Consider the following 23,243-nt stretch of genomic DNA (forward strand, 5'->3'; position numbering starts at 1 on the left):
TTTGAGTTCGGCTTTGGCGAGTTCGATTTCCTGCCGGATCAGGGTGGACAGGTCCCGGGTGACCTCGCCGAGGAGGTCACCGAGGGAGGTGGTGTCCGCCTTGGCGTGGGCCTCCGTGGGAGGTGTATCGGGTATCTGGCTGCTCACCGGGGACGACCTCCACCCTCGGTATCATCAGTATCCCGGCGCCTCGGCTCGCCGTACCCTGGTTCGCCATAACCCGGCTCACCAATGGCCGGCTCTCCGACGCCCGGTTCGCCGTAGGCTGGTTCGCCGTAGGCGGGCTGGCCTGTCGTCTGTTCCCCATAAGTCGGCTCGCCGTAGGCAGGCTGCGTGTAGGCGGGTTCTCCCAGTTCGGCCTGGTCATAGAGCGGTGTGCCGACCCCGGCGTCAAGGCTGCTTTCGGTGACCGGCGGCTGGACGGGGTACGGCGGGACTGTGCCCGCGTATCTTGCGCCGGTTCCCGTCTCGGGGGCGCCGGCCTGCAGGCTGCGGCCCAGGCGTCCGGCAAGCATGCCCGCGCCTGCTGCGAGGAGCAGGAAGGTGCCGGGGCGCTGGCGCGCGAAGGACTTCACTTCGTCCAGCAGTGAGCCGGGGTCGCGGTTGTCCAGCCATGACGCGACCGACTCGGAACGGTCTGCGGCCTGCCGGATCAGGTCCGAGGCCACACCCTGCTGGTCCGGCGCATCGGCCATGGAGCGCAGCTGGGAGGAGATGGTGCGGATGCCTTCGGCGGCCTTGGTCTGCTGGGTGCCGGCCTGGCTGGTCAGGTCCGACTTCGCCTGGTGCAGCAGGTCCTTGGCGCTGTTCTTGGCTTCATACGCGACGTTCTTCGCCTCGGTTTTGGCCGTCCCGGCCACGTTCTGGGCGGCAACTTTAGTCTCGCCGGCGACGTTAGCGGCCTCGTCCTTCGCCACGTCCTTCTTCGAGGACGCATCGTCCTGGTAGCCCGGGCTGCCGGTGTAGCCAGTGGTGCCCGCTCCAGTTGCGCCGTATTCGGTGGTGCCGGCGCCGTAACCCGAAGTCTGTGTGGCCGGGGGCGTGGTGAGGTCTTCATCCTGCGGCCATTGGTTCTCAGTCATCTTCGCTCTCTCTTTCCGAAAGGGTCAGTTGCTGTACAGGAACCAGCATTGCTGGCATGCAATGGTAAGCATGTTTACTAATAAATAGTAAGCACCCTTGGCATTTTTTCCCACCTTTACTTCCGCCGCCCTGGCATGAAGAGGGGCGGGGGCCGTGTGATGGCGCGGAATTGCGGGTGCGCTCGGGGCCGGGCGTCAAGAAAAAAGCTAAGCAGGCTTGCCAATCTGATAGTAAGCATGCTTAGGGTATAGATGCGAGGTCGGATTATCTGCCTCGGCGCGACGGCGGATGCCCGCCACGCACGGCAGTTGCCGCTTTTTGGCGGCGATAGTGCGCCGTGTGGCGTCGCATCGCCGTCGCCGGATCAACGTGAACAGCCAAAAGTGGACAAGAAGTCAACATTCAAGGAGACAGAATGCTCGCCAAGGAACATATCGACGACCTGCTGAACAAGAACGGAAACATCCTCTCGGCGGACGGAGGCAAGATAGGTTCCATCGGACAGGTGTATGCGGACGATGACAACGGGCAGCCTACCTGGGTCACCGCACGGACAGGCCTTTTCGGCACCTCCGAATCCTTCATCCCCCTCGAAGGCGCCCGCGTTGATGGAGCCGACATCGTCGTCCCGTACACCAAGGATCAGGTTAAGGATGCCCCGCGCGTGGAAGCGGAGGGACACCTTGATCCGGCCGAAGAGGACCGGCTTTACGAGCACTACCAGCTGAACGGAACGCTAACTTACACCGAAGCTGCGAACGGGCACACCGCCGACTCCGGCCGGCCGGCCGGCCGGTCCGCTGGCGGCCTTTCGGCCACTGAGCGGGATGCGGGATTCGCTGCCGCAGGCGGCGGCGGAACGTACAGCGCGGCGGACGACAGGGCTGGTCGTGACGCGTCCGGACTGGCCGACGGTGACGCCATGACCCGCTCGGAGGAACGCGTGAATGTCGGCACGGAAAGGCAGGCTGCCAGCCGGGCGCGTCTGCGCAAGTACGTGGTGACCGAAAACGTGACCCAGACCGTTCCCGTGCAGCGCGAGGAAGTACGGCTGGAGCGCGAACCGATCACCGAAGGGAACAGGGGCGAGGCGCTGGGCGGTCCGGACATCAGCGAGGCGGAACACGAAGTGGTGCTTCACGAGGAACGTCCGGTGGTGGACAAGGAAACTGTGCCCGTTGAGCGGGTCAGGCTGGACACGGAAACCGTCACAGACGAGGTCACCGTGGATGAACAAGTCCGCAAGGAGCGCATTGAGGCCGACGGCGTAGAGGACACCCGCCGCTGACTTGCCCCACGCCGGGGCCGGTTTACCGGTCCCGGCGTTGTCGGCATTTTAGGCTGGCCATGTCGCCAGCACGGGCTCAAAGGGGAAAGAAGGTTCAAACCGATGGTCCCGAATCCTGACGCGGAGCAGTGGGGGCCTCACCAGCTGCTGTCCATGGCAGCCAGGCTCGTCCAACGCAGGCAGGACCAGGCGCTGGCCGAACTCGGCCTCACCCACGCCGCAGTCATCGCGCTGCAGGGCCTCCTTGCCGGGCCGCTGAACCAGGAACAGTTGGCCTCTGACATCAAGGTCCGCAGTCAGTCCATTGGCCGGGTCCTGTCGCGGCTCGAGGAGGCAGGGCTGGTGGCTCGCGCGTCCAATTCTCTGGACAGGCGGCACAACGAGGTTTCCATAACGGAAGCAGGCCGCCAGGCACTGGAGGCGGCCAGGAAAGCTGAGCAGGATGCGCTGCCCCCCGATGTCGTCGAGGGTACCGTCCTGGGCCGGGAACTGGCGCGGGTGATCAGCTACTTTCCCGGCCGCGCCAAGCCCGGCTCGGCCAAGAACCAGAATTCGGCCGCAGCCGGCGGCGACCCAGCGGCGGACGACGCCGCGGAAACGGGCTCTCCCGTAGCCGGTGCACCCACAGAAGGTGCGGCGATCGAAGGGGTGCTGCCCGCAGCCAGTGCGCCTACAGAAGGTGTGCCCGCAAGTGGGCAGCAGCCTTCGAGCGCAGATACTGCTGCAGAACCTGCCTTACAGGAACCTGCTTCCGGAGATGAGGTTGCCGCGCAGGACGCTGCGCGGGCGCCGCAGGACCGCGCCGGAACAAGGCAGACGCCGGACGGGTTGGGCGACTCCGGCCCTGAGTAGGCGGACTGATCATTGAGGAAGGAAAGTGTCGCCGCGCCGCGCGCGGCGACACTTTCCTTGGTTGCCGTACTCCGGTCCGGGCTCAATGTCGGAACCGTGCTCTGGCTTCGCTGGGACAGCTCTAGCGTCCCTGTTGCATCGGGTCCGGCCAGTTGCCGATGAGGCCGGACATGGGGTCGGGCCAGTTCCCGATCCGGCCGGACATGGGGTCGGGCCAGTTGCCGATCCGGCCGCTAAGGGGTCCGGACTGCGGAAGGGGCGGGCGAGGGGCAGCAGACAGCGGGGCGTGCGTAGACATGACATGGTCTCCTGATTGAACAGATGGTCCTTGCACAGGGTTGCGCAAGTGGTCTTTTCTGCCCGGAATGCGGACAGAGCTGACCTGTTCAGTCGGGGGAAGACCCCGGATCGACGGCCGGGCTGGTGGGAAGGTGCTGGGCAGCATCGAACACGCGGACGCCGGCAAACAGGGGCGCCCGGTCCCAATCTTCTGCCACCTCGGCGGCTTGGGCGCCAGAGCCTTCGGAGCCTGTGGAGGAGTTCCCCGATGTTCCCTCGCTTACGGCAAACGTCTGAAGATAGCCGTAGCCGGGCCGTGCACTGAGGTGCGCTTTGTGGGCCGCGGGCCTGGCGCCGGCCAGTTCATGTACCGGGGGCGTAGTCATGTGAAGCTCGGCCAGCGAGAGGCCCGTGCCGGCGAGCGACAGTCCGGCGCCGGTAGCCGGCGGGACCTGGACTGTTTCCACCAATGTTGCCGGCCCCGCACTGTCTCCTGCCGTCGGAGCGGTCGTCCTCGACCCAACTGCCGAGAGCGAAGCGGCATGTGGCGGCGCAGCAGGATCTGGCGCGTTCCCCCCGGCGTCGGGAACCGGCGTCGTTGGCGTGACTCCCCGTGCGAGAGCCGCGGGCAGTTCCGGCGCCGGCCCTGAAGGAATGGGCACTGAAGGAACGTGCACTGAAGAAACGTGCACTGAGGGAACGTGCACTGAGGGAACGTGCACTGAGGGAACGTGCACTGAGGGAACCGGCATTGACGGGACAGGCACTGAAGGAAGCGGTAGCGAAGGAATAGCCGGCACAGCGGGCGTTACCGGCAGCCGTGGCACCGACGAATTGTTGTCTTCCGCTGCTGAAATCAGGCTGTCCGCCTTGTCGAGCACGGGCGCCGTCGCTGTGGTCACGGAGGTGACCGCCGTCGATGCCCCGTTGACGACGGCGCGCGCCGTGCCCGCTACTGTGCCGGCGACACTCGACACAGGCTTGGTGACTGCAGCCGGGAGGCTGGGTGCCGCCTGCAGTGCAGGTGCCACCGGCAACAGCTTGCGGGCCGGGGCAACCTGGGAGACGGGGGAAGCCAGCGGAGCAGACACTGCCGACTGCGCGATGGCAACGACGGGAGCTGTGGCGAGCGAACCGGAATTGAGGGAACCGGATTTTAGGGAACCGGAATTGGGGGAACCAGAATTCAGGGAACCGGAATTGAGGGAACCAGCGCCAAACGAGTCGTTGTCCCCGGAGGCCGCGCCGGCGGATGCCGCGCCCCAGATAATCCAGGCCAGGGCGAGGAGAACGGGCAGCAGGAGGGCACGGACAAGCGCAGCCTTGTGAAGGCGCAAGCTGTTGCCCATTCGAATCACCCCCCAGCGCAATGGGAGACCAGAATATGCCCGGCGGCCGGTTCCGTCCAGAGGAAAAAACATTTACGCATGATCTGGCCCGCTGAACCGCAATAAAATTGAAGCAGAAGGTGCTAATAGGATGTCTGGATCCATCGTCGTCGTCCTTGTGCTGCTGGCCGCAATTTCCGTCGTTGCCATTGCGGCAACAGTGCTGGCCGTCCTGCGCGACGGGCGCGGCGAAGTCCGAAGCGAACCGACTGAGGAGCCGTGGACTGCCGGAAACCTGCCGAGTGAGCCCTACGCCGTGATTCGCTTTAAATAGCCGTCCCCGCTGGGACGTTCCCGGCACGTGACCCCGGGGTCCAAATCAGTGCGCGCCGATGAATTCCGCGGCAGCGCGAAGCTGGACACCGATGCGGCCGCTGAGGAGAAGGCCCCCGCGTCCACGTCCACCCGGGTGCAGCCGGCATGGCCCTGCTGGCCGCCGTGACTCTGGATGGTGTGCCGGAGAACATCGCCCTGGGCTTCTCGCTGGGGGAGGGGACAGGGGGCCTGGCGCTCCTGGCCGCGATCGTCGTGTCCAATTTGCCGGAGGCGCCGTCATTGCCTCCCTCGCGGACACCCTGATGCCGGAGGCTTTCGAACACGGCGGTCCCGCGGTGCCCGGTTGGGAAGCACACGCCCTGCCGGACACAAAGTTGGTGCAGCCGCCCACGACTATGCGTGGCCGCCTGCACCAACCGGTAGTACGAATACTCAGATTAGATATCTACTCATTCGCGGCTCCTAGTTCCCGGCGTTCGCGGTCCGGGCTATCTCCTGTCCTCGACCGAATGCCGTGAAAACATCCAGCCACAGGCAATCATCAGCACGCCAAGCACCATGTGCGTCCAGTTGTCCAGCATATTCAGCGACAGGAAGTTGGCCGCCGAATCTACTCCGACACTGAGCCCGTAGATGCTGAGGACGATGTACAGCGCACCGGCGCCCATGAGGAACCTGCGCGCGCCCATTTCGCTCCGGGACATGGCCCAGCCGGTTGCGCCAATAACCAGCTGCACGATGTTGAGCAGCATGGATACCTGGAACAAGCCGAGGAACATGGCGTGCGAATCAGGCCCAAGGAACATCAGTTCGCCATACCGCGCGGTGATGCCCGGGATGAACCCCAGCACACCGACCACCATCAAGACAATACCTACACCCATGCCAGCGTTCTGGACGTCAGTTCTGCCAAAGTGAACGCCGTGTGCATGTGGGGATGCGGTAGTCATTTTCTGCCTCCAACCACTGAATGCGGACAAGCTAATTTTACGTCCGGCCTCCTGAAAAAGCGCTCGCGGTTGAGCTTGCCCGTACTGGCGCCAGCGTAGTCTCGTCCGACTTCTCGGGCTGATGAGCCTGTCGAAAACCGGCGGGCCGGGCCTCGCATGGCACGATGGGAGGCGATGAAACTGCGCGCTGACCAGACCGGAGACCGTGGCCTCCCCATGCCCCTGTGGCTGCAGGGCGGGCTCGAGTCCGCGCAGGCGGCCGTGATTTCCGCACTGCTGGTCATCGCACCCATTGTTGCGGTGTGGGCCACCTCGGGTTTCGGAAGCAGCGGCCTCGATGCCCTGGCGCGGCTCGCCGGCCAGGCTTGGCTGGTCATCCACGGGGTGCCCCTCTACCTCACCGCGGTGGGGGAGGGTGCTGCCGCCAGGCCGGAGGCCGGCACCCTGTCGCTGGTTCCGCTGGGCCTGACCCTCATCCCGTTCCTGCTGGCCTGGCGGGCGGGCAGGCGCCTGGCCCGGGCGTCGTACACGGACCAGCTGTGGCAGGCGCTGCTCGGCTCGTGGCTGGTCTATGCGGGTTTTGGCATCGCCACCGGGTTCATCTGCCGGACCGAGGACGTTGGGGTCTTCCTGTGGTGGGCCGGGCTCCTGCCGCTGGTTCCGTTCGGCCTCGGCATGGTGATCGGCGCCCGGCGGGAGGCCGGTTCATGGAGCCGCCTGATCGGCGTTGACGCCGTGGACTGGATCGCCCGCACCAGCCAGCATTCGCGGTGGGCGGGTTCGTATCTGGCTTCCGCCGCCAAAGCAGGCTTCGTGGCTGTTATCGCGGCGCTCGCTATTTCCTCGTCGCTGCTGGCCGTGGATCTCCTCATCCACTGGAACCTTGTGGTGGCGGTTTATGAAGGGCTCGACGCCGGACCCGTCGGAGGTGCGGCCCTCACCATTGCGCAGCTAGGCTTCCTGCCCAACCTGGCGGTGTTCGCACTCGCGTGGCTGAGCGGTTCCGGTTTCGCGCTGGGAGCCGGATCGCAGGTGGGTCCGCTGGGGACCGCCGTCGGACCGCTGCCCACCATTCCGGTTTTTGCTGCGATCCCTTCCGGCCCACTCGATTTCGGACCGGTGGCGCTGGTGGTTCCGGTGCTCGCCGGGGTCCTGGCCGGCTGGTGGTTCCTGCGCGAGGGTGAAAACCACTTCGACGAATGGCTGTCCATCAAGCTCCACGTCCGCTGGCTGACCGCCGCGGCGTCCACGCTGTTCCTGGCCCTCATCGTCGGAGCGGCTGCCGGCGTTTTGGCCGCAGCCCTCGCCTGGCTAGCGCGCGGCTCCGCGGGCATCGGCCGCCTCACGGACATCGGTCCGGACCCGCTGTGGACGGCAGTCTGGCTGACGGCGGAAGTCGGCATCGGCGTCGTAATTGGGTACGCGGCGGGACCGTGGCTGGAACGCCGGCAACTGCGGGATGCCGAGCTGGGGACTGCGCCTAACAGCAGATAGCCTCCCGGGCGGACCGGCCGGGCTTGTGGCTCGCGGGGCTCTAGCGAACGGGCTGCTGAAGCGGCCCGGGCAGCGAGTTCTCCAGCTGGACCCGGCACTCCGTGCCTGCCTTGCTGGTCAGCGCCTGGCGGGAGCACTGCTGGAAGTCGCGGACCTGGTTGAAGAACAGTGCCGAGGTCAGGACCAGGAGAACCATGACGGCGGAAACCACCAGGCCGGAGATGGTGCCGAACAGCACCAGCTTGGATTCCTTGAACCGGATGGCCCGGATGAGCACGATGATCCCCAGCGCGATGCCCGCCGCCGTCAGAAGGGCCGTGAGCCAGAGGTAGGCGATGTCCAGTTGGAACACGAAGAAGGCGCCCAGCACGGCCACTATGAACATGCGGAACAGCGTGTGCGTCTTCTGGAGCGAGGCTTTGGCTTCCTCGCTGAGCGGACGCGCGGTCCGCTGCGGCCCTTGGGGGCCCGGAGTGGGGTTCATGTTTTCCAGCCTACGCGAGCAGCCGCTTAAGCTTGAGCAATGCGCATAGTAGTCCTCGTCTCCGGAACCGGTTCCAACCTCCAGGCCGTCATCGACGCCGTTCAAGCCGGGGACCTGGATATTGAGATCGCCGCGGTGGGCGCGGACCGCCCGGGAACCTACGGCGTGGAGCGCTCTGCTGCTGCCGGGATAGATACGTTCGTGGTGGACTTCAAGGCCTACCCGGACCGCACGGAGTGGAACGCCGCGCTGACGGAAGCCGTGGCCGCGTACCAGCCGGACGTGGTTGTGTCCTCAGGTTTCATGCGGATCGTGAGCCCCGAGTTCATTGGTGCCTTCGAGGGAAAATACCTCAACACGCACCCTGCCCTGCTGCCGTCCTTCCCGGGCGCCCACGGCGTCCGCGACGCCATGGCCTACGGGGTCAAGGTCACCGGCTGCACCGTGCATTGGGCCGACGCCGGCGTGGACACCGGGCCCATCATCGCGCAGGAGGCGGTGGCCATCGAGGACTCCGACACCGAGGACACCCTGCATGAGCGGATCAAGGTGGTGGAGCGGCGGCTCCTGGTTTCCACCCTCGCGTCGCTGGCTGCCGAGTACGCAGCCGCGCGCACACCCAACTAGCTCGCATTTAATGTCGTTTTGAGCCGTCAAAACGACAACAACTGCCAGTCAGTTGGGATTGCGGCACATTGGCCTGTGGATAACACTCGGACAGGGCTCTACTTTTGCGACCATGATCCCGTGAAGACCCCTCGTCCTCTTCCCGAGCCCCTGGCCTTGGCAGCTTTCACGTGCCAGGAAGCCGCCGACGCCGGTGTCAGCCTGAGGCGGCTGCGGCACGGAGCGCTGTACTCACCCAGCCGCGGCATCCGGGTGCCCAATTACGGACCCACCCTTGGGCCTGCGGAGCTGTGCACCTCGGAGAAAATCCGGCCGTTGACCAGGGTGACAGAGTTTTCAGCGGCTTCCCACGCCACTGCCTTCACCTTCTGGCAGTTCCCGGGGTTCCTACCCGGTCAACAGCATCCGCGTATCCACATCTCCCGCCCGGACACGATGGCCATTCCACGCCGCACGGGCGTTGTCGGCCATGTGGGACAGTTCTTCGACGACGAAATCGTGTGCGTTAACGGACTGCTGGTGACGAGCAGACTCCGAACATGGCTGGACATCGCACGGAAGATGAGTGTCGAGGAGTTGACCGTGGTGGCCGACCATCTCCTGCGCTTTCCCAGGCCCGAGTTTGAAGCCAGGGATGAGCCGCATGCCACCCTCGCGCAGCTGGCCGAGATGCTGGACAGACACAAAGGTACGCCGGGCATCCGAAAGGCGAGGCTAGCCCTCGACTTGGCGCGGGTAGGTGCGGATTCTGCGCCGGAAACGCGGCTAAGACTGGCATTAGAGCAGGCTGGCTTACCGGAACCGCAACTGAACGTGCGCACCGACCTCGGTTCCGGCGTCGTACGCCAACCCGACGTTGGCTATCCCGTCCACCGGGTTGCAGTGGAATACGAGGGTGAGGGCCACTCGGAAGCTGAGCAGGTTGTCCGGGATATCGCCCGCGAGGAGGACTACGGCCGTGGAGGCTGGTTGCTGGTGAGGATCTCCAAGCGGCACATGCAGAACGGAGCCATGTCCGCCATCGCGAAAGTCCGCGCCGCGCTTGTCAGCAGGGGCTGGGCGCCCAAGTGACTCGCAGTTGTTGTCGTTTTGCGGCGTCAAAACGACAACAAACTGCGAGTTAGTTGGGGGCGGGGGAACCGGGGGAGGAACCTACTCGAGGCGGCGCTGCCTGGTTTCCGGGGAGAAGAACGCCATCCACAGGACCGACAGGACCACCAGACCGCCAGCGAGGGCGAACGAGGTGGCGAGCCCCAGCTGCGGCCAGAAGTAGTTCGCAAAAATGAGCGGTCCGAAGCCGGCGCCCAGGCGCGAGAACGTGGACGCCCAGCCGAAGCCGCTGCCCCGAAGCTCCGTGGGGTACAGCTCGGAAACGTAGGTGTAGAGCACCGGGATGGCCACCTGCACCACGAACCCGAACACCAGTAGCCAGAACACGGCAGCCGTGGGCACATCCACCACGAACGCCACCACCACCAGGATCAGCGCGGACAGCGGCCCGGTAATAGCCAGCAGCCACTTGCGGCCCACGCGCTCCACGAGCAGCGCTGCCGCGACCACTCCCAAAAGCCCGACGGCGGCCATCCCCGCCGTCGTCAGGAACGCCTTGTACTCGGCGAACCCGGCGCCGATCAGGATTCGCGGCATCCAGGTCAGGGACAGGTAGTAGACGAGCAGGATGCTCATGAACAGCGCCCAGGCGGCGGTGGTGATCTTCCAGTTGAACTGCCAGACCCCGCGCAGCTGCTGCCACGCGCTGCCGGCGGAAAGCCTCGGCACGGCCTGCGGCTCCGGCAGGCTGTAGGCCCGGGCCTCGGCTCCGGTGGCCTCGACCAGGCCGTCAATTACCTGGGCGGCTTCGTCTCGGCGTCCCTTGCGGATCAGGAACAGCGGCGACTCGGGAACGCTGCGCCGCACCCAGAACACCAGCAGGGCAGGCAGCACCATGACGAGCATTGTCAGGCGCCAGTCGGCAAACGCGGCCACCAGCCAGGCGGACACGAACCCGCAGAGCGCAGCACCCACGGGCCACCAGCCGTCCATCGCGGTGAGGACCCTGCCGCGCTGCCTTCGGGGCGTGAACTCGCCCACCAGCGCGTAGTCCACGGGAATGCAGCCGCCCAGGCCGAACCCGGCCATGAAACGGAACGCACAGAACCAGAGGAAGTCGGGCGAGAAGGCGCCGAGCACCGTGAAGAGCGAGAAGATCAGCAGCGTGGCCGTGAAGGCCTTCCTGCGCCCGATGGTGTCAGCAATGGTGCCCCAGATGAAGGCACCCAGGGCCATCCCGATCAGGTTGGCCGTGCCGATCCAGCCGGCCTCGCCCGGGGTGAGGCTCCAGTGGGTGGACAGCAGCGGAATGAGAATGCCGTTGAGGGTGACGTCCCAGGCGTCGAACATGAACCCCAGGCCGCCGATCACGAAGATCCGGCCCTGCACTTTCCAGCGCCATGGCAGTTCCTGGACTACCTGCTCGCCGCTGGGCACAGCGGTATAAATATTCATCTCGGCCTCCTGCTTAAACCTTACGTTGCGGAACGCCCCGGGGCGCCGGGCCTTGTGGCGGCACCAGCCCCCTTACGCCGGGAAACGCCGGGCCGCAACGCGCGGCAAGCGCCGGGAGCCTTCACACTGGGGCCGCCAGCAGGAGGGGGTCCGCCGACACGATAAACTGGGCCGTATCCCCACCAACCGCGGCACCCACCGTGTCAAAAGACGGAGACCTTTGTGAGCTTTACGCAGCTAGACCGTGTTCCCATCCGCCGGGCCCTGATCTCGGTCTACGACAAGACCGGTCTGGAGGAGCTCGCGAAGGGCCTGCACGAAGCAGGCGTCAAGATCGTCTCCACCGGCTCCACCGCAAAGAAGATCGCCGCCGCAGGCATCCCGGTCCAGGAAGTCGAAGAGGTCACCGGTTCCCCCGAGATGCTCGACGGCCGGGTCAAGACCCTGCACCCGCGGGTCCACGGCGGCATCCTGGCCGACCGCCGCGTCCCCGCCCACATGGAGACCCTCGCCAAGATGGAGATCGAGGCCTTCGACCTCGTCGTGGTGAACCTCTACCCGTTCGTGGAGACGGTCAAGTCCGGCGCCGCACAGGACGACGTCGTGGAGCAGATCGACATCGGAGGCCCCGCCATGGTGCGCTCCGCCGCGAAGAACCACGCCGCCGTCGCCATCGTGGTGGACCCGACGTTCTACGGCAATGTTGTGCGCGCTGCCGCTGAAGGGGGCTTCGACCTGAAGACCCGCCGCCGGCTGGCCGCAAAGGCTTTCGCCCACACCGCCACCTACGACACCGCCGTGGCCACCTGGACCGCCAGCCAGTTCCTCGACGAGGACGGCGACGGCGTCATCGACTGGCCCGCCTACTCCGGCCTGGCCCTGGAACGCTCCGAGGTGCTGCGCTACGGCGAGAACCCGCACCAGCAGGCGGCGCTCTACGTGGACAAGGCAGCCCCCGCGGGCATCGCCCAGGCCGACCAGATCCACGGCAAGGCCATGAGCTACAACAACTTCGTGGACGCCGACGCAGCACTCCGCGCCGCCTACGACTTCGCCGAGCCCGCCGTGGCCATCATCAAGCACGCCAACCCCTGCGGTGTGGCCGTGGCCTCCGCCGACGCGGCCGACCCGATCGCCGATGCCCACGCCAAGGCCCACGCCTGCGACCCCGTCTCCGCGTTCGGCGGCGTCATCGCGGCCAACCGCACGGTCACCGCCGGCATGGCCCAGACCGTGGCCGGCATCTTCACCGAGGTGGTCATCGCCCCCGGCTTCGACCCCGAGGCCGTGGAGATCCTCTCCAAGAAGAAGAACATCCGCCTGCTGTCCCTCCCGGAGGGCTACGGCCGCTACCCGGCGGAAATCCGCCAGGTCTCCGGCGGCGTCCTGGTGCAGGTCACCGACAAGGTGGACGCCGACGGCGACAACCCCGCCAACTGGACGCTTGCCGCCGGCGAAGCCGCCGACGACGCCACGCTGGCCGACCTCGCCTTCGCCTGGACCGCCTGCCGCGCCGCCAAGTCCAACGCGATCCTGCTCGCCTCCAACGGCGCCGCTGTGGGCATCGGCATGGGCCAGGTCAACCGCCTGGACTCCTGCAAGCTCGCCGTCGAGCGGGCCAACACGCTGGGTGTCAGCGTGGAGTCCGACGTCGACGGTGCCGGCGGCGCCTCAAACGCCGACGCGAGCAGCGCACCCGCCCGTGCCCGCGGCGCGGTGGCTGCCTCCGACGCGTTCTTCCCGTTCGCCGACGGCCTGCAGATCCTGATCGACGCCGGCGTGCGGGCAGTGGTGCAGCCCGGCGGCTCGGTCCGTGACGAGGAAGTCGTCGCCGCCGCCAACGCTGCGGGCATCACCATGTACTTCACCGGCGCCCGCCACTTCTTCCACTAGTCCCCACCGCCTCCCTAACCTCGCTGCGCTCGGCTAGGGAACCCGGGTGGCGTGGGCCCAGATAAAGCCCGACGGCGGCTGCCCCCTTAAGGGGACGGCCGCCGTCGGGCTTTAACTTGCTTTAGTCTTCTTCCGTTTCCTCCTGATCCGGCAACCGGATGTCCCGGGGGACCGCTTCGGCCATCCGTTCCGGGGTCCAGTAGGCCAGGATCTCCTCGGGCGCCTGGTTGAGGTTATGGCTTACCTCAGCGCCGTCAGTGCTGCCCGCGTCATCCTTACTTCCGCTGTGCACTGTCGTAGACCTTCATGATGGTCGAGCCCCAGAACGGCCCGAACATCGTGGTGGAATTCGTTCCGTACCCGTAGCTGTTGACCGAGTTCTGGAAGCCGTTGGCTGAGCTTTCAGCGTCCGTGTCGCCCCGGGCAAACCAGGGGCCGCCCGAGGAACCGCCCGTCATGTCACAGGAAATGCCCTGGGAGTTGAACTGGGGGTTGATCGTGTCGTTCTTGGCTGTGCCTGTGCAGCTGACCAGGGTCTGGCCGGTGAACGGGGCCGCGGCCGGGTAGCCATAGGACTTGTATGTCAGGCCCCGGGGCTGGCTGAACTCCACACCGGAGGCGCCGACCCTGTCGGCCAGGGCCTTGCCCCCCACCCGGGCCACCACGGCGAAGCCGGTGTCGTACCGGATATCGCCGCCGGAGGTCCAGTTCCGTGCCGCGTGCAGCGACCGGGCCGGCCATTGACCATACGGGGACTGGCCATTCACGTAGCCGGGAACAAACACCCAGTTGGTGGCGAAGGCGCCAGGCCCCTCATTGACACAGTGGCCGGCGGTGGCCACGAGGCTCTTGTTCTGGGCGGCGACTGAGTTGCCGGAGCAGACGTAGTTGATTCCGGCGAGGGTGAAGAAGACCTTGCCGATGTGCGGCACCGGTGTTTCGTTTGCGTGCAGGGCTGTGGTTACCGTGGTCTGCGCGGCGGTACCGGCGATTCTCGTTGGCGCTCCCGTCTCCACGGCAGCCGAAGGCGAGGATCCTTTGTTTTCGTGCCTTGCCACGGCCTTGACGGCCAGCACATCGCCGGGAAGGGCGGCGCGCATGCGCTCGGGCGTCCAGTAGCCCTGCGGGCTGGACACGGGGGTGCTTGCGACCTGCAGCTGGGTTGAGTCCTGCGACGTTGCAGAAGAGGCTGTTGCGCCGCCGATGGCGCCCACTGCCAGCAGCAAACCTGTGGAAAGGCTCAGAAGGCTGCCGGCAAGAGTCTTTTTGGTCGTCATTGCGGTCCTACCTATTGGGTGGGGCGGGCCTGGGAGGCACGCCGGGTGACTGATTGACCTACCCGGGGAGGACGAGCTCGGTTACTAACGATTCAAGTCTTCTTGCCAGATAGGGTGATCTGCCCCTGCCGCAAGGGGTTCCAACTCAGTTCAGCCGCCGAAGCGGTGTTCCTTTATGAGAGAAAGATTAGAGCCCTACCGCGCCGGGCACAATGGATAGTGTGAGCGAAGACACGGGAACGGGGTAATCCAAGGGTATCCGGCAGCCCGGGTAAGGTTCATCCGGTTCACCTCGGGTAAGTTAAAGGTTGGTGAAATAGCCGGAATACCAGATACAAGCCGACCTTCAGGGAGACGCCCGAGCATGGCCAAAATTATCTATACCCACACCGACGAAGCGCCGATGCTGGCCACATATTCGTTCCTGCCGATCATCGAGGCGTTCGCGTCCACGGCAGGTGTGCAGGTGGAGACCCGCGACATTTCGCTGGCCGGCCGCATCATCGCCGTCTTCGGCGACTACCTCACTGAAGAGCAGCAGATCGGCGACGCCCTGGCTGAACTCGGTGAACTGGCGAAGAAGCCGGAAGCCAACATCATCAAGCTGCCCAACATCAGCGCATCCGTCCCGCAGCTGAAGGCCGCCATCACCGAGCTTCAGTCCCAGGGCTACAAGCTGCCGGACTACCCAGACAACCCCACATCCGACGAAGAGACCGCGATCCGGTCCCGCTACGACAAGATCAAGGGCTCGGCCGTGAACCCGGTCCTGCGTGAAGGCAACTCGGACCGCCGCGCACCGCTGTCGGTCAAGAACTACGCCCGCCAGAACCCGCACTCCATGGGTGCATGGACCCCCGAGTCCAAGACCAACGTGGCACACATGGACGCCAACGACTTCCGCGCCAACGAGAAGTCCGTGGTGATCCCCGCCGACGGCACCATCGAAATTCAGCTGGTCCGCGAGGACGGCTCGGTCAAGGTCCTGAAGAAGGCCTTCCCGGTCCTCGCCGGCGAAGTCATTGACGGCACCGTGATGCGCGCCGCCGCCCTGGACGAATTCCTGGCAGCACAGGTAGCCCGCGCCAAGGAAGAGGGCGTGCTCTTCTCCGCACACCTGAAGGCCACCATGATGAAGGTCTCCGACCCCATCATCTTCGGCCACGTGGTCAAGGCTTACTTCTCCGAACTGTTCGACACCTACGGCAAGCAGCTCGCCGCGGCCGGACTCAGCCCCAACAACGGCCTCGCCTCCATCCTCAACGGACTGGACGAGCTGCCCGAGGACGTCCGCGCGGGCGTCCAGGCAGCCGTCAAGAAGGGCCTCGAAGAAGGCCCCGCGATCGCCATGGTCGACTCCGACAAGGGCATCACCAACCTGCACGTCCCCAGCGACGTCATCGTGGACGCTTCCATGCCCGCCATGATCCGCAGCTCAGGCCACATGTGGGGCCCGGACGGCCAGGAAGCCGACACACTGGCAGTCCTCCCGGACAGCTCCTACGCCGGCATCTACCAGGTTGTCCTCGACGACTGCCGCGCACACGGCGCCTTCGACCCCACCACCATGGGCACGGTTCCGAACGTGGGCCTCATGGCCCAGGCTGCAGAAGAGTACGGCAGCCACGACAAGACCTTCGAGGCCCAGGTCCCCGGCAAGATCCAGGTGGTCGACGGCTCCGGCACGGTCCTGATCGAACACGAAGTTGCCCCGGGCGACATCTGGCGCGCCTGCCAGACCAAGGACCTCCCCATCCGCGACTGGGTGAAGCTGGCCGTGAACCGCGCCCGCGCCTCCCAGACCCCCGCTGTGTTCTGGCTCGACGAGACCCGCGCGCACGACGCCAAGCTCATCGAGAAGGTCCGCGAATACCTGCAGGAGCACGACACCGAGGGCCTGCAGATCGAGATCCTGTCCCCGGTGGAGGCTACCGCTTTCACCCTGGAGCGCATCCGTAAGGGCGAGGACACCATCTCCGTCACCGGCAACGTGCTCCGCGACTACCTCACGGACCTCTTCCCGATCCTGGAGCTGGGCACCAGCGCCAAGATGCTGTCCATCGTTCCGCTGATCAACGGCGGCGGCCTCTTCGAGACCGGGGCCGGCGGCTCTGCTCCGAAGCACGTCCAGCAGCTGCTGAAGGAAAACCACCTGCGCTGGGACAGTCTGGGTGAATTCCTGGCCCTGGCCGTCAGCTTCGAACACCTGGCCAACACCACGGACAACGCCCGCGCGCAGGTCCTGGCTGACACCCTGGACCGCGCCACCGGCACGTTCCTGCTCGAGAACAAGTCCCCGAGCCGCAAGGCCGGCGAACTCGACAACCGGGGTAGCCACTACTACCTGGCGCAGTACTGGGCACAGGAGCTCGCCAAGCAGACCGAGGACGCCGAACTGGCAGCCTCCTTCGCATCGGTCGCCGACGCGCTGACCTCCAACGAGGAGGCCATCGTTTCCGAACTCCTGGGAGCCCAGGGCCAGCCCGCGGACATCGGCGGCTACTACCGCCCGGACGCCGAGAAGGCTGCCGCCGTGATGCGGCCGTCCGCGACGCTCAACAAGATCGTTGCCAGCTTGAGCTAATTCGCCCGGGCCAACTCTCCGGCCCGCGGCTGAACTCGAGCCAAAGAAGCGCCCCGCCACTCGTTTGAGTGGCGGGGCGCTTCTTTGCTTGCCGGGACTGCCGGCCGGGAGTTTGACCTACCGGTCGGGAATGTCGTCGCGGCGGGTGTCCGTGTGCCGGGTTTCGGTCCGCGGCTCACCGGTGTCGTCGTCCCCGTACGGGGCGTCCACCGCCATGTCAGGGTCCGTGCTGACGGGCCGCTCGGTTGCCGAGGCGTCGTAGGCGTCGCCTGACTCGTAGCTGCGGCCCGGGACCGCGTCCATGCCGGCCCCCTCGGAGTAGCCGGTGCTCGCGCCCGGGTCGCCGTTGCCGCCAGCTGCTGTAGTCCCCATGTCGACGCCGGCCGCTCCGGCTCCTACGCCGGCCCCCGTGGTCCCGGCACCCGTGGTCCCGACACCCGATGTCCCGACACCCGATGTCCCGGCCCCCGTGGTCCCGGCACCCGTTGTCCCGGCGCCGGTGCCAGCCCCCAGGCCGGTTCCCATGCCGCCGCCTCCCGTGCCGGCCGCCGTCGGACCCGCATCACCTTCCACCTCGCCACCGCTCACGCTTTCACGCCAGGCACCGGTTTCCGTGTCGCGTTCCTCGATGAACTTTTTGAACTTTCTCAGGTCCGAGGCGACCTGCCGGGAATCGAGTCCGGTGGCTGCGCCGAGCTTCTCCATCGCAGATTCGGGCTCCCACGTCAGCTCCACATTCACCTTGGTTTCGTTGGCGCCCAGGGACTCGAACCACACAGTGCCGGCATTGCGGGGCTCGTTCAGGCTCTCCCATGTGACCCGTTGGTCCGGCTCCTGGACGGTGATCTGGGCGTCATACTCGCGCTTCACACCGGCGATGCTGGTTTCAAAATGAACAGTGGTGTCGTCGAGCTGACGGACGGCGTCGACGCCGCTCATGAAATTGGGGAAATCCTCAAACTGGGTCCATTGGTTGTAGGCCTGGCGTACGGGGACATCGACGGTGATCGATTCCTGGACAGTTGCCATGCTAGGTTCACTCCTTCGGCGTACGGGCGGACGGCCCGTGGTTCTGATTGCCCTCGTTCGGATGGAACACCTCCAACGTAGCGGGAAGCAGTCGGCATTTGAAGAGTGAAACTAAGCCTGCTGACTATGAAGCTTAGGCAGGCCAAATGACGGCCCGCGGTTGTGGGCGGCCACTCATTTTCGTAGGGTACTAAGCAGGCTTATCTTTCGGCCAGGTGCCCAGCGCCGAGGCCGAGCCCGGCTAGGCCGCCGCTTCGGAAAGGATCGTCTCTGTGCCTGAAGAACCAGCTATCAACATCCCGGGAGCGCCGGCGGGCGAGCAACCCGCCGTCGTCGAACCCACCACCCCGCGGGAACCGCTGCCGCCCAAGCCGGACCAGCAGGGGCCGGAAGCGGTGTCTCCTACCGGCAGCCCCACGGGTGCGCCGGAACACTCTCGGGCGCAGTCCGGCCAGTACCTAACCACCGCACAGGGGCTCCGACTGGCGGACACAGACCACTCGCTGAAAGCGGGGCCTCGGGGACCGATCCTGCTCCAGGACCACCACCTCAGGGAGAAGATCACCCACTTCGACCACGAGAGGATTCCGGAGCGCGTGGTGCACGCCCGGGGCGCCGGTGCCCACGGCGTCTTCCGTTCGTACGGCACGGCCGCCAACATCACCCGCGCAGGCTTTCTCGCCAAGGATGTGGAAACGCCGGTGTTCGTCAGGTTCTCCACGGTCCTGGGCTCACGCGGGTCCGCTGACACCGTCCGCGACACGCGGGGATTCTCCACCAAGTTCTACACCGACGAGGGAACCTACGACCTCGTGGGCAACAACATTCCCGTGTTCTTCATCCAGGACGGAATCAAGTTCCCGGACATCGTGCACGCCGCAAAGCCGCATCCGGACCGCGAGATACCGCAGGCCCAGAGCGCCCACGACACGTTCTGGGACTTCGTGTCCCTTCACACCGAGGCGCAGGCGCACACCATGTGGAACATGTCCGACCGCGGGATTCCGCGCTCCTACCGGACCATGGAAGGCTTCGGCGTCCACACCTTCCGCCTGGTTGACGCCGCCGGCGCCACGACGCTCGTCAAGTTCCACTGGAAGCCGAAGCAGGGCGTGCACTCCCTGGTCTGGGAGGAGGCCCAGATCATCAATGGCATGGATCCGGACTTCCACCGGCGGGACCTGGCCGATGCGATCGAGGGCGGCGCCTACCCGGAATGGGAGCTGGGCATCCAGACCTTCCCCGACACCGAAGACCAGATGTTCGAGGGAATCGACCTGCTTGACCCCACAAAGTTTGTGCCTGAGGAGCTCGCCCCGGTGCAGCCGATCGGCCTGATGACGCTCAACGCCAACCCGGTCAACTACTTCGCGGAAACAGAGCAGGTGGCCTTCCATCCGGGGCACCTCGTGCCGGGCATCGACGTCACCAACGACCCGCTGCTGCAGGTCAGGCTGTTCTCCTACCTGGACACCCAGATTTCGCGTCTGGGCGGGCCAAACTTCGCGCAGATCCCCATTAACCGACCGCAGGCTCCGGTCAACGACATGCTGCGCGACGGCATGCACCAGACCGCCGTCCACGCCGGGGTGGCGCCCTACCGGCCCAATTCCCTCGACGGTGGCTGCCCCTTCAAGGCCGGGGCAGACCTCGGGGCGTTCGTGGATGTCCCGGAAGCGGTGGCCGAGGCCATCAAGCAGCGGAAGAATCCCGCTTCCTTCGACGACCACTACAGCCAGCCCCGGCTGTTCTTCCGGAGCCTCACTCCGGTGGAGCAGGACCACGTGATCCAAGCCTACACGTTCGAGCTCGGCAAGTGCTACGAGAGGCCGGTCCGTGAGCGCCAGCTGCTCGCGCTGGCCAACATCGATGCCTCGCTGTGCGCCGCCGTGGCCCGCGGGCTCGGCATGCCCGCCCCTGAGGCCACCGAGGACGTGCCGGACGCCCAGCCCAGCCCCGCCCTGTCCCAGCTGGGGAAGACCTGGCCGGTGGCCGGCCGCGTCGTCGGAATTGTGGCGGACGAGTCCAGCGATCTGGAGGCCGTCCGGGATGCCCGCAAGGCGCTCGACGACGCCGGCATCGTGCCGCTGGTGATCGCACCCTCCGGCGGGACGCTCGGGGGAGAGGCCGACGGCGGGATCCCGGTTCAGCGGACCTACCTCACCGCCCGCTCCACCGAGTTCGACGCAGTCATCGTGGCAGGATCCGGGGCGCCGGCGGACGATGCCGAACAGGGGCTCGACGCGAAGGCCGGAGATCCCGGTGCTTCGCTTGATCCCCGCATCGTGCTGCTGCTGTCAGAGGCCTTCCGCCACGCCAAGGCCATCGGGGCGTGGGGATCCGGCTCCGCAGGGGTGGATGCGGCCAGCATCCCGGACGAGGCGGCAGGCGTGGTGCTGGGCGACAGCGCCGGGCAGGTGGTTCCGCAGGTCCAAGAGCTGCTGGCCGCCCACCGGGCGTGGGAGCGGTTCCCGGCAGCTGCTTCCTGACGGCGTAAGAAGCTTCGGATCGAGTAAGAACAAGGGCTGGTCCCCGGCGGGGACTAGTCCTTGTTCTTGCCCGAACCCTTGTCCTTGTTCCCCTCCGAGCTGCCCTTGCTGGAGTTGTCCTGCCGTCCGCTGTTCGCGGGAACCGGCACGGGGGCAGGGGCGGGAGCCGGGACCACCACTTCGGGCGCAGTCGTCGGCAAGGGTTTCGGGGCTGCCGTGGGCTTCGCGGCGGCAGCCTGGGCAGCAGCTTCCGCAGCCGCCTTTTTGGCTGCCTGCGCTGCCGTGAGGTCGGCCCGCACGGAGTTGATGGCCGCCGTTACGCTCCGGTGGCGTTTGAAGGAAACGTGCCCGGCAGCCGCCGCAGCATCCAGATCAGAGGACAGACGGTCCAGGGACTTCAGGGCGGCGGCAGGGTTGCCTCCTGCCGCGGACTTGGTGACCTCCAGTACCTGCTGCTGTAACTTTGCAGCCGCGTTCATCTCGAGCTCCGGGGCGGCGCCGGCGCAGCCTGCCAGTCCGGCTGCCAACATGCAGCCGGTGAGGATTGTCGTCGCCCGGCGCCACACGGCCGGTGCCCGGCTTGGGCTCATGGTTCAACGCTCCTTTGCAGCTCCTCGAGATGGTCGCCCAAGGTGCCGCTCACGCCGGGGTAGGGAACGACGTCGGGCGTTACAGCTGAATTGGCGGCGACGGTCACGGCGGCGGCTCCGCCCAGCAGGGCGGCCCCAGCAAGGGCGGTGCCAATGCGAAAGCCCCGGCTCCGGCGTTTCGTGCCTGCCGCGCGGCTGTTCCGGCCGGAAGTAGCTGACCGGGCCGGTGTCTTGGCTGTTGTCCTTGCGGTGGACTGCGTCCCAGAAAGCCCGACCGGAAGAACCGACGGCGGCCGCGACGGGAGTGCGGGGAGAACGCGGGTGTGCTCCTCGGCCAGGTCTCCGGGAGCGGAGTCCGGTGAAACGAGGGCGTGCCGGAGAGCCACTTCCAGATCTGCGGCGGAAGGCCGCTCCAGCGGGTCGAGGGCGGTCATAGAGGCCAGCAGGTGCTGCCATTGTGTGGGCAGGTCGGCAGGGACTTCAGGGGCCCGATGCAACCGGGCCACTGCCGATTCCACCGCGCCGCCCGGATACTCCACCGTGCCCTTGATGCATTCCAGCAGTACGAGGCCGAGCGAATAGATGTCTGACGCGGGCGAAAGCGGGGAGCCCATCGCCTGCTCAGGGCTCAGGTACGCTGCTGTGCCCACCATGGTGCCGGTGGCCGTGAGGCGGGTCCCGTCCACGATCCGGGCAATGCCGAAGTCCGTCAGTTTGGGCCGCACCGGCTCGCCGGGACGAACCTGGATGAGGAGAATGTTGGCGGGTTTGATGTCGCGGTGGATGATGCCCAGCCCGTGAACGTAGGCCAGGGCATCCGCGATCCCGGCTCCTATGACGGACAGTTCCTCGAGCGGAACGCGGCTGTGCCGGAGGCGGCTGCGCAGGTCCTGCCCGTCCACGAGTTCCATGGTGAGGAAGGGCCTGGGCTGGTCCGGGACGCGGGTATCCACGCCGGCGTCGAAAAGCGTGACAAGGCTGGGATGATTCAGCGTCGCCAGGAGCCGGATCTCGGCTTCCTGGCGTTTGAGTTCATCGGCATCTGCCGACTGGGGGGCGAAGAGCTTCAGGGCCACGTCCCTGCCCAGGTTCTGGTCCCTGGCCGTATAGACCGACGACATGCCGCCGCGTCCGATCACTCCACCCAGCAGGTATCGTCCGCCCAGTACCTCCGGTGTCACCCCGCTGTGCGTTTCTTTCAACACGTTGCCGTCCTTCTCAGTTCTGGCTCGGTGTTAAGAGTAATACGTCTACTTACTAATTGATGTCGCTGGTTGATTTCCGGGGAGTGGCCCCGGTTCCCGAACGCCCGGGTTCCCGGTGGTGGGGGTTCCCGCCGGGCCGGGGCGCGGCTTCGCCGGCGGCCCGGCACCCAGTAGTCCAGAGGACTGCCGGAATGCGGACCGCCGACGAAGGGCGGTTATTCCTGTCCGGACAGGAGCCGGACTGTCAGGCCTTCTTCCTGCGGATCACCAGCAGCGCGCCGATGGCGAGCAGGACCAGTGCGAGTGGCAGCAGCCCAGCGTCGGCTCCGGTGTTGGCGAGCATCTGCTGTGCGGTGGCCATGTTTCCCGTGGCCACGTTTGCGGCGTTTGCGGTGTTTGCCGATGCTGAGGCGCCTGTTGTCAGCGAGCCGGCGGGCAGGATGGCAGCACCCGTTGTCGTGGTAACAGTGCCATTGTCCGTGCCAGTTGCGGCTCCACCGGTGGTGTCCGTGCCGGTTGCACTACCGTCGGTGCCGGTCGTGTCGGTGCCGTCTGTGGCGTCTGTGGCGTCTGTGGCGTCGGTGCCGTCGGTTCCGGTTCCGTCTGTGGCGGTTCCATCAGTGCCCGTGCCGTCGGTTCCGGTTCCGTCTGTGGCGGTTCCATCAGTGCCCGTGCCGTCGGTTCCGGTTCCGGCTCCATCGGTACCGGTTCCATCCGTTCCGTCACCCGGATCAGAGCCGTTGCCGGTTCCATCACCCGGATCAGCGGCGGGCGGCGTTGTCACAGTTCCTGTGCCAAGTCCGATGCCCAAGTCGACACCCAGGTCCACGGATGCATCAGTTCCGGTGCCGAGCCCGAGGTCAACGGTGCCTTCGGCACCACTTCCCAGGGAACCCGTGTTGCCGAGGTTGACGTCGAGTGCGGCTGCCACGTCGGCGGCGGGGACAGTG

23 protein-coding genes are annotated in these 23,243 nt (G+C 66.3%); 10 read left to right on the forward strand and 13 right to left on the reverse strand.

Annotated features, from left to right (window positions below; genetic code table 11):
• The coding region (locus J7I85_RS24970) for a phage holin family protein (protein ID WP_308159442.1) at nt 1-147 on the reverse strand (147 nt) is incomplete at its 3' end.
• Nucleotides 144-1,082, reverse strand: a complete 939-nt coding sequence (locus J7I85_RS08340; protein WP_251024093.1) for a hypothetical protein — start codon at nt 1,080-1,082, stop codon at nt 144-146. The genes J7I85_RS08340 and J7I85_RS24970, both read right to left, overlap by 4 nt.
• Nucleotides 1,083-1,498: 416 nt before the next feature.
• On the opposite strand from J7I85_RS08340, the gene J7I85_RS08345 reads away from it, so the two are divergent.
• Nucleotides 1,499-2,371: a PRC and DUF2382 domain-containing protein gene (locus J7I85_RS08345; RefSeq protein ID WP_214849718.1), complete on the forward strand. Its 873-nt coding sequence runs from the start codon at nt 1,499-1,501 to the stop codon at nt 2,369-2,371.
• A gap of 102 nt (nt 2,372-2,473) precedes the next feature.
• Nucleotides 2,474-3,223, forward strand: coding sequence for a MarR family winged helix-turn-helix transcriptional regulator (locus J7I85_RS08350; RefSeq protein ID WP_214849729.1), 750 nt, complete (start codon nt 2,474-2,476; stop codon nt 3,221-3,223).
• A gap of 121 nt (nt 3,224-3,344) precedes the next feature.
• Here J7I85_RS08350 and J7I85_RS08355 read toward each other — a convergent pair whose 3' ends face one another.
• Together J7I85_RS08355 and J7I85_RS24975 are read right to left on the reverse strand one after the other, a co-directional pair.
• Nucleotides 3,345-3,521, reverse strand: coding sequence for a hypothetical protein (locus tag J7I85_RS08355; protein WP_214849739.1), 177 nt, complete (start codon nt 3,519-3,521; stop codon nt 3,345-3,347).
• 88 nt (nt 3,522-3,609) lie between these two features.
• On the reverse strand, nt 3,610-4,851 hold the full coding sequence (locus J7I85_RS24975; RefSeq protein WP_251024094.1) for a pentapeptide repeat-containing protein: 1,242 nt from the start codon (nt 4,849-4,851) through the stop codon (nt 3,610-3,612).
• A 130-nt stretch (nt 4,852-4,981) separates the two neighbouring features.
• On the opposite strand from J7I85_RS24975, the gene J7I85_RS08365 reads away from it, so the two are divergent.
• Nucleotides 4,982-5,164 (forward strand): hypothetical protein, encoded by a 183-nt coding sequence (locus tag J7I85_RS08365; protein WP_214849742.1) that lies wholly within the window; start codon nt 4,982-4,984, stop codon nt 5,162-5,164.
• Nucleotides 5,165-5,328: 164 nt separating this feature from the next.
• The gene (locus tag J7I85_RS24980) at nt 5,329-5,469 is read left to right on the forward strand and encodes a hypothetical protein (protein WP_251024095.1); all 141 of its coding nucleotides are present in this window, start codon (nt 5,329-5,331) and stop codon (nt 5,467-5,469) included.
• Nucleotides 5,470-5,654: 185 nt separating this feature from the next.
• On the opposite strand, the gene J7I85_RS08375 is transcribed toward J7I85_RS24980, so the two are convergent.
• The gene (locus J7I85_RS08375; protein WP_251024096.1) at nt 5,655-6,050 is read right to left on the reverse strand and encodes a DUF4383 domain-containing protein; all 396 of its coding nucleotides are present in this window, start codon (nt 6,048-6,050) and stop codon (nt 5,655-5,657) included.
• Nucleotides 6,051-6,290: 240 nt separating this feature from the next.
• Here J7I85_RS08375 and J7I85_RS08380 point away from each other — a divergent pair, with 240 nt between their 5' ends.
• Nucleotides 6,291-7,610, forward strand: a complete 1,320-nt coding sequence (locus J7I85_RS08380) for a DUF6350 family protein (protein WP_214849748.1) — start codon at nt 6,291-6,293, stop codon at nt 7,608-7,610.
• Nucleotides 7,611-7,650: 40 nt separating this feature from the next.
• Here the strand turns inward: J7I85_RS08380 and J7I85_RS08385 are convergent, their stop codons facing one another.
• Nucleotides 7,651-8,094: a hypothetical protein gene (locus J7I85_RS08385; RefSeq protein WP_214849751.1), complete on the reverse strand. Its 444-nt coding sequence runs from the start codon at nt 8,092-8,094 to the stop codon at nt 7,651-7,653.
• Between the two features lie 39 nt (nt 8,095-8,133).
• Here J7I85_RS08385 and purN point away from each other — a divergent pair, with 39 nt between their 5' ends.
• Nucleotides 8,134-8,721 carry a phosphoribosylglycinamide formyltransferase gene (purN, locus tag J7I85_RS08390; protein ID WP_214849754.1) on the forward strand — a complete coding sequence of 196 codons (588 nt, stop codon included), beginning with the start codon at nt 8,134-8,136 and terminating at the stop codon, nt 8,719-8,721.
• 120 nt (nt 8,722-8,841) lie between these two features.
• Nucleotides 8,842-9,792, forward strand: coding sequence for a hypothetical protein (locus J7I85_RS08395; RefSeq protein ID WP_214849757.1), 951 nt, complete (start codon nt 8,842-8,844; stop codon nt 9,790-9,792).
• 81 nt (nt 9,793-9,873) lie between these two features.
• On the opposite strand, the gene J7I85_RS08400 is transcribed toward J7I85_RS08395, so the two are convergent.
• Nucleotides 9,874-11,226 (reverse strand): MFS transporter, encoded by a 1,353-nt coding sequence (locus tag J7I85_RS08400; protein ID WP_214849761.1) that lies wholly within the window; start codon nt 11,224-11,226, stop codon nt 9,874-9,876.
• A gap of 222 nt (nt 11,227-11,448) precedes the next feature.
• On the opposite strand from J7I85_RS08400, the gene purH reads away from it, so the two are divergent.
• Nucleotides 11,449-13,119, forward strand: coding sequence for a bifunctional phosphoribosylaminoimidazolecarboxamide formyltransferase/IMP cyclohydrolase (purH, locus tag J7I85_RS08405; RefSeq protein ID WP_214849763.1), 1,671 nt, complete (start codon nt 11,449-11,451; stop codon nt 13,117-13,119).
• Nucleotides 13,120-13,240: 121 nt separating this feature from the next.
• Here the strand turns inward: purH and J7I85_RS08410 are convergent, their stop codons facing one another.
• Nucleotides 13,241-13,411, reverse strand: coding sequence for a hypothetical protein (locus J7I85_RS08410; protein WP_214849765.1), 171 nt, complete (start codon nt 13,409-13,411; stop codon nt 13,241-13,243).
• Complete coding sequence (locus J7I85_RS08415; RefSeq protein WP_214849768.1) at nt 13,395-14,396, reverse strand: serine protease; 1,002 nt, start codon at nt 14,394-14,396, stop codon at nt 13,395-13,397. Before J7I85_RS08415 ends, J7I85_RS08410 begins: the two co-directional genes overlap by 17 nt.
• A gap of 364 nt (nt 14,397-14,760) precedes the next feature.
• Between J7I85_RS08415 and J7I85_RS08420 the strand changes: the two genes are divergently transcribed.
• Nucleotides 14,761-16,980, forward strand: a complete 2,220-nt coding sequence (locus J7I85_RS08420) for an NADP-dependent isocitrate dehydrogenase (protein WP_214849771.1) — start codon at nt 14,761-14,763, stop codon at nt 16,978-16,980.
• A 117-nt stretch (nt 16,981-17,097) separates the two neighbouring features.
• On the opposite strand, the gene J7I85_RS08425 is transcribed toward J7I85_RS08420, so the two are convergent.
• Entirely contained in the window at nt 17,098-18,009 is a 912-nt protein-coding gene (locus J7I85_RS08425; protein ID WP_214849774.1) for an SRPBCC family protein, read from the reverse strand.
• A gap of 272 nt (nt 18,010-18,281) precedes the next feature.
• On the opposite strand from J7I85_RS08425, the gene J7I85_RS08430 reads away from it, so the two are divergent.
• A complete protein-coding gene (locus tag J7I85_RS08430) occupies nt 18,282-20,498 on the forward strand; it encodes a catalase (protein ID WP_214849777.1) in 2,217 nt (738 codons plus the stop codon).
• Nucleotides 20,499-20,551: 53 nt separating this feature from the next.
• On the opposite strand, the gene J7I85_RS08435 is transcribed toward J7I85_RS08430, so the two are convergent.
• From J7I85_RS08435 to J7I85_RS08445, 3 genes are all read right to left on the reverse strand, one after another.
• Entirely contained in the window at nt 20,552-21,088 is a 537-nt protein-coding gene (locus J7I85_RS08435; RefSeq protein WP_214849780.1) for a mucin-associated surface protein, read from the reverse strand.
• The gene (locus tag J7I85_RS08440) at nt 21,085-22,209 is read right to left on the reverse strand and encodes a serine/threonine-protein kinase (RefSeq protein WP_251024117.1); all 1,125 of its coding nucleotides are present in this window, start codon (nt 22,207-22,209) and stop codon (nt 21,085-21,087) included. The genes J7I85_RS08435 and J7I85_RS08440 overlap by 4 nt, the downstream gene beginning before the upstream one ends.
• A 328-nt stretch (nt 22,210-22,537) precedes the next feature.
• Nucleotides 22,538-23,243 (reverse strand): LPXTG cell wall anchor domain-containing protein (locus J7I85_RS08445; RefSeq protein ID WP_214849797.1); only part of this gene is annotated, 706 nt, incomplete at its 5' end.

Origin of the sequence: Arthrobacter sp. ISL-65, assembly GCF_018613795.1 — a bacterium.
Classification (GTDB): Bacteria; Actinomycetota; Actinomycetes; order Actinomycetales; family Micrococcaceae; genus Arthrobacter.

Excerpts from the sequence above, each read along its gene's own strand:
- J7I85_RS08425 (WP_214849774.1), bottom strand. The coding sequence starts at position 18,009 with ATGGCAACTGTCCAGGAATCGATCACCGTCGATGTCCCCGTACGCCAG.
- J7I85_RS08440 (WP_251024117.1), bottom strand. The coding sequence starts at position 22,209 with ATGTCGTCGGTCTATACGGCCAGGGACCAGAACCTGGGCAGGGACGTG.
- purN (WP_214849754.1), top strand. The coding sequence starts at position 8,134 with ATGCGCATAGTAGTCCTCGTCTCCGGAACCGGTTCCAACCTCCAGGCC.
- J7I85_RS08350 (WP_214849729.1), top strand. The coding sequence starts at position 2,474 with ATGGTCCCGAATCCTGACGCGGAGCAGTGGGGGCCTCACCAGCTGCTG.
- J7I85_RS08340 (WP_251024093.1), bottom strand. The coding sequence starts at position 1,082 with ATGACTGAGAACCAATGGCCGCAGGATGAAGACCTCACCACGCCCCCG.
- J7I85_RS08365 (WP_214849742.1), top strand. The coding sequence starts at position 4,982 with ATGTCTGGATCCATCGTCGTCGTCCTTGTGCTGCTGGCCGCAATTTCC.
- J7I85_RS08385 (WP_214849751.1), bottom strand. The coding sequence starts at position 8,094 with ATGAACCCCACTCCGGGCCCCCAAGGGCCGCAGCGGACCGCGCGTCCG.
- J7I85_RS08355 (WP_214849739.1), bottom strand. The coding sequence starts at position 3,521 with ATGTCTACGCACGCCCCGCTGTCTGCTGCCCCTCGCCCGCCCCTTCCG.
- J7I85_RS08380 (WP_214849748.1), top strand. The coding sequence starts at position 6,291 with ATGAAACTGCGCGCTGACCAGACCGGAGACCGTGGCCTCCCCATGCCC.
- J7I85_RS08345 (WP_214849718.1), top strand. The coding sequence starts at position 1,499 with ATGCTCGCCAAGGAACATATCGACGACCTGCTGAACAAGAACGGAAAC.
- J7I85_RS08415 (WP_214849768.1), bottom strand. The coding sequence starts at position 14,396 with ATGACGACCAAAAAGACTCTTGCCGGCAGCCTTCTGAGCCTTTCCACA.
- J7I85_RS08420 (WP_214849771.1), top strand. The coding sequence starts at position 14,761 with ATGGCCAAAATTATCTATACCCACACCGACGAAGCGCCGATGCTGGCC.
- J7I85_RS08375 (WP_251024096.1), bottom strand. The coding sequence starts at position 6,050 with ATGGGTGTAGGTATTGTCTTGATGGTGGTCGGTGTGCTGGGGTTCATC.
- J7I85_RS08435 (WP_214849780.1), bottom strand. The coding sequence starts at position 21,088 with ATGAGCCCAAGCCGGGCACCGGCCGTGTGGCGCCGGGCGACGACAATC.
- J7I85_RS08400 (WP_214849761.1), bottom strand. The coding sequence starts at position 11,226 with ATGAATATTTATACCGCTGTGCCCAGCGGCGAGCAGGTAGTCCAGGAA.
- J7I85_RS24975 (WP_251024094.1), bottom strand. The coding sequence starts at position 4,851 with ATGGGCAACAGCTTGCGCCTTCACAAGGCTGCGCTTGTCCGTGCCCTC.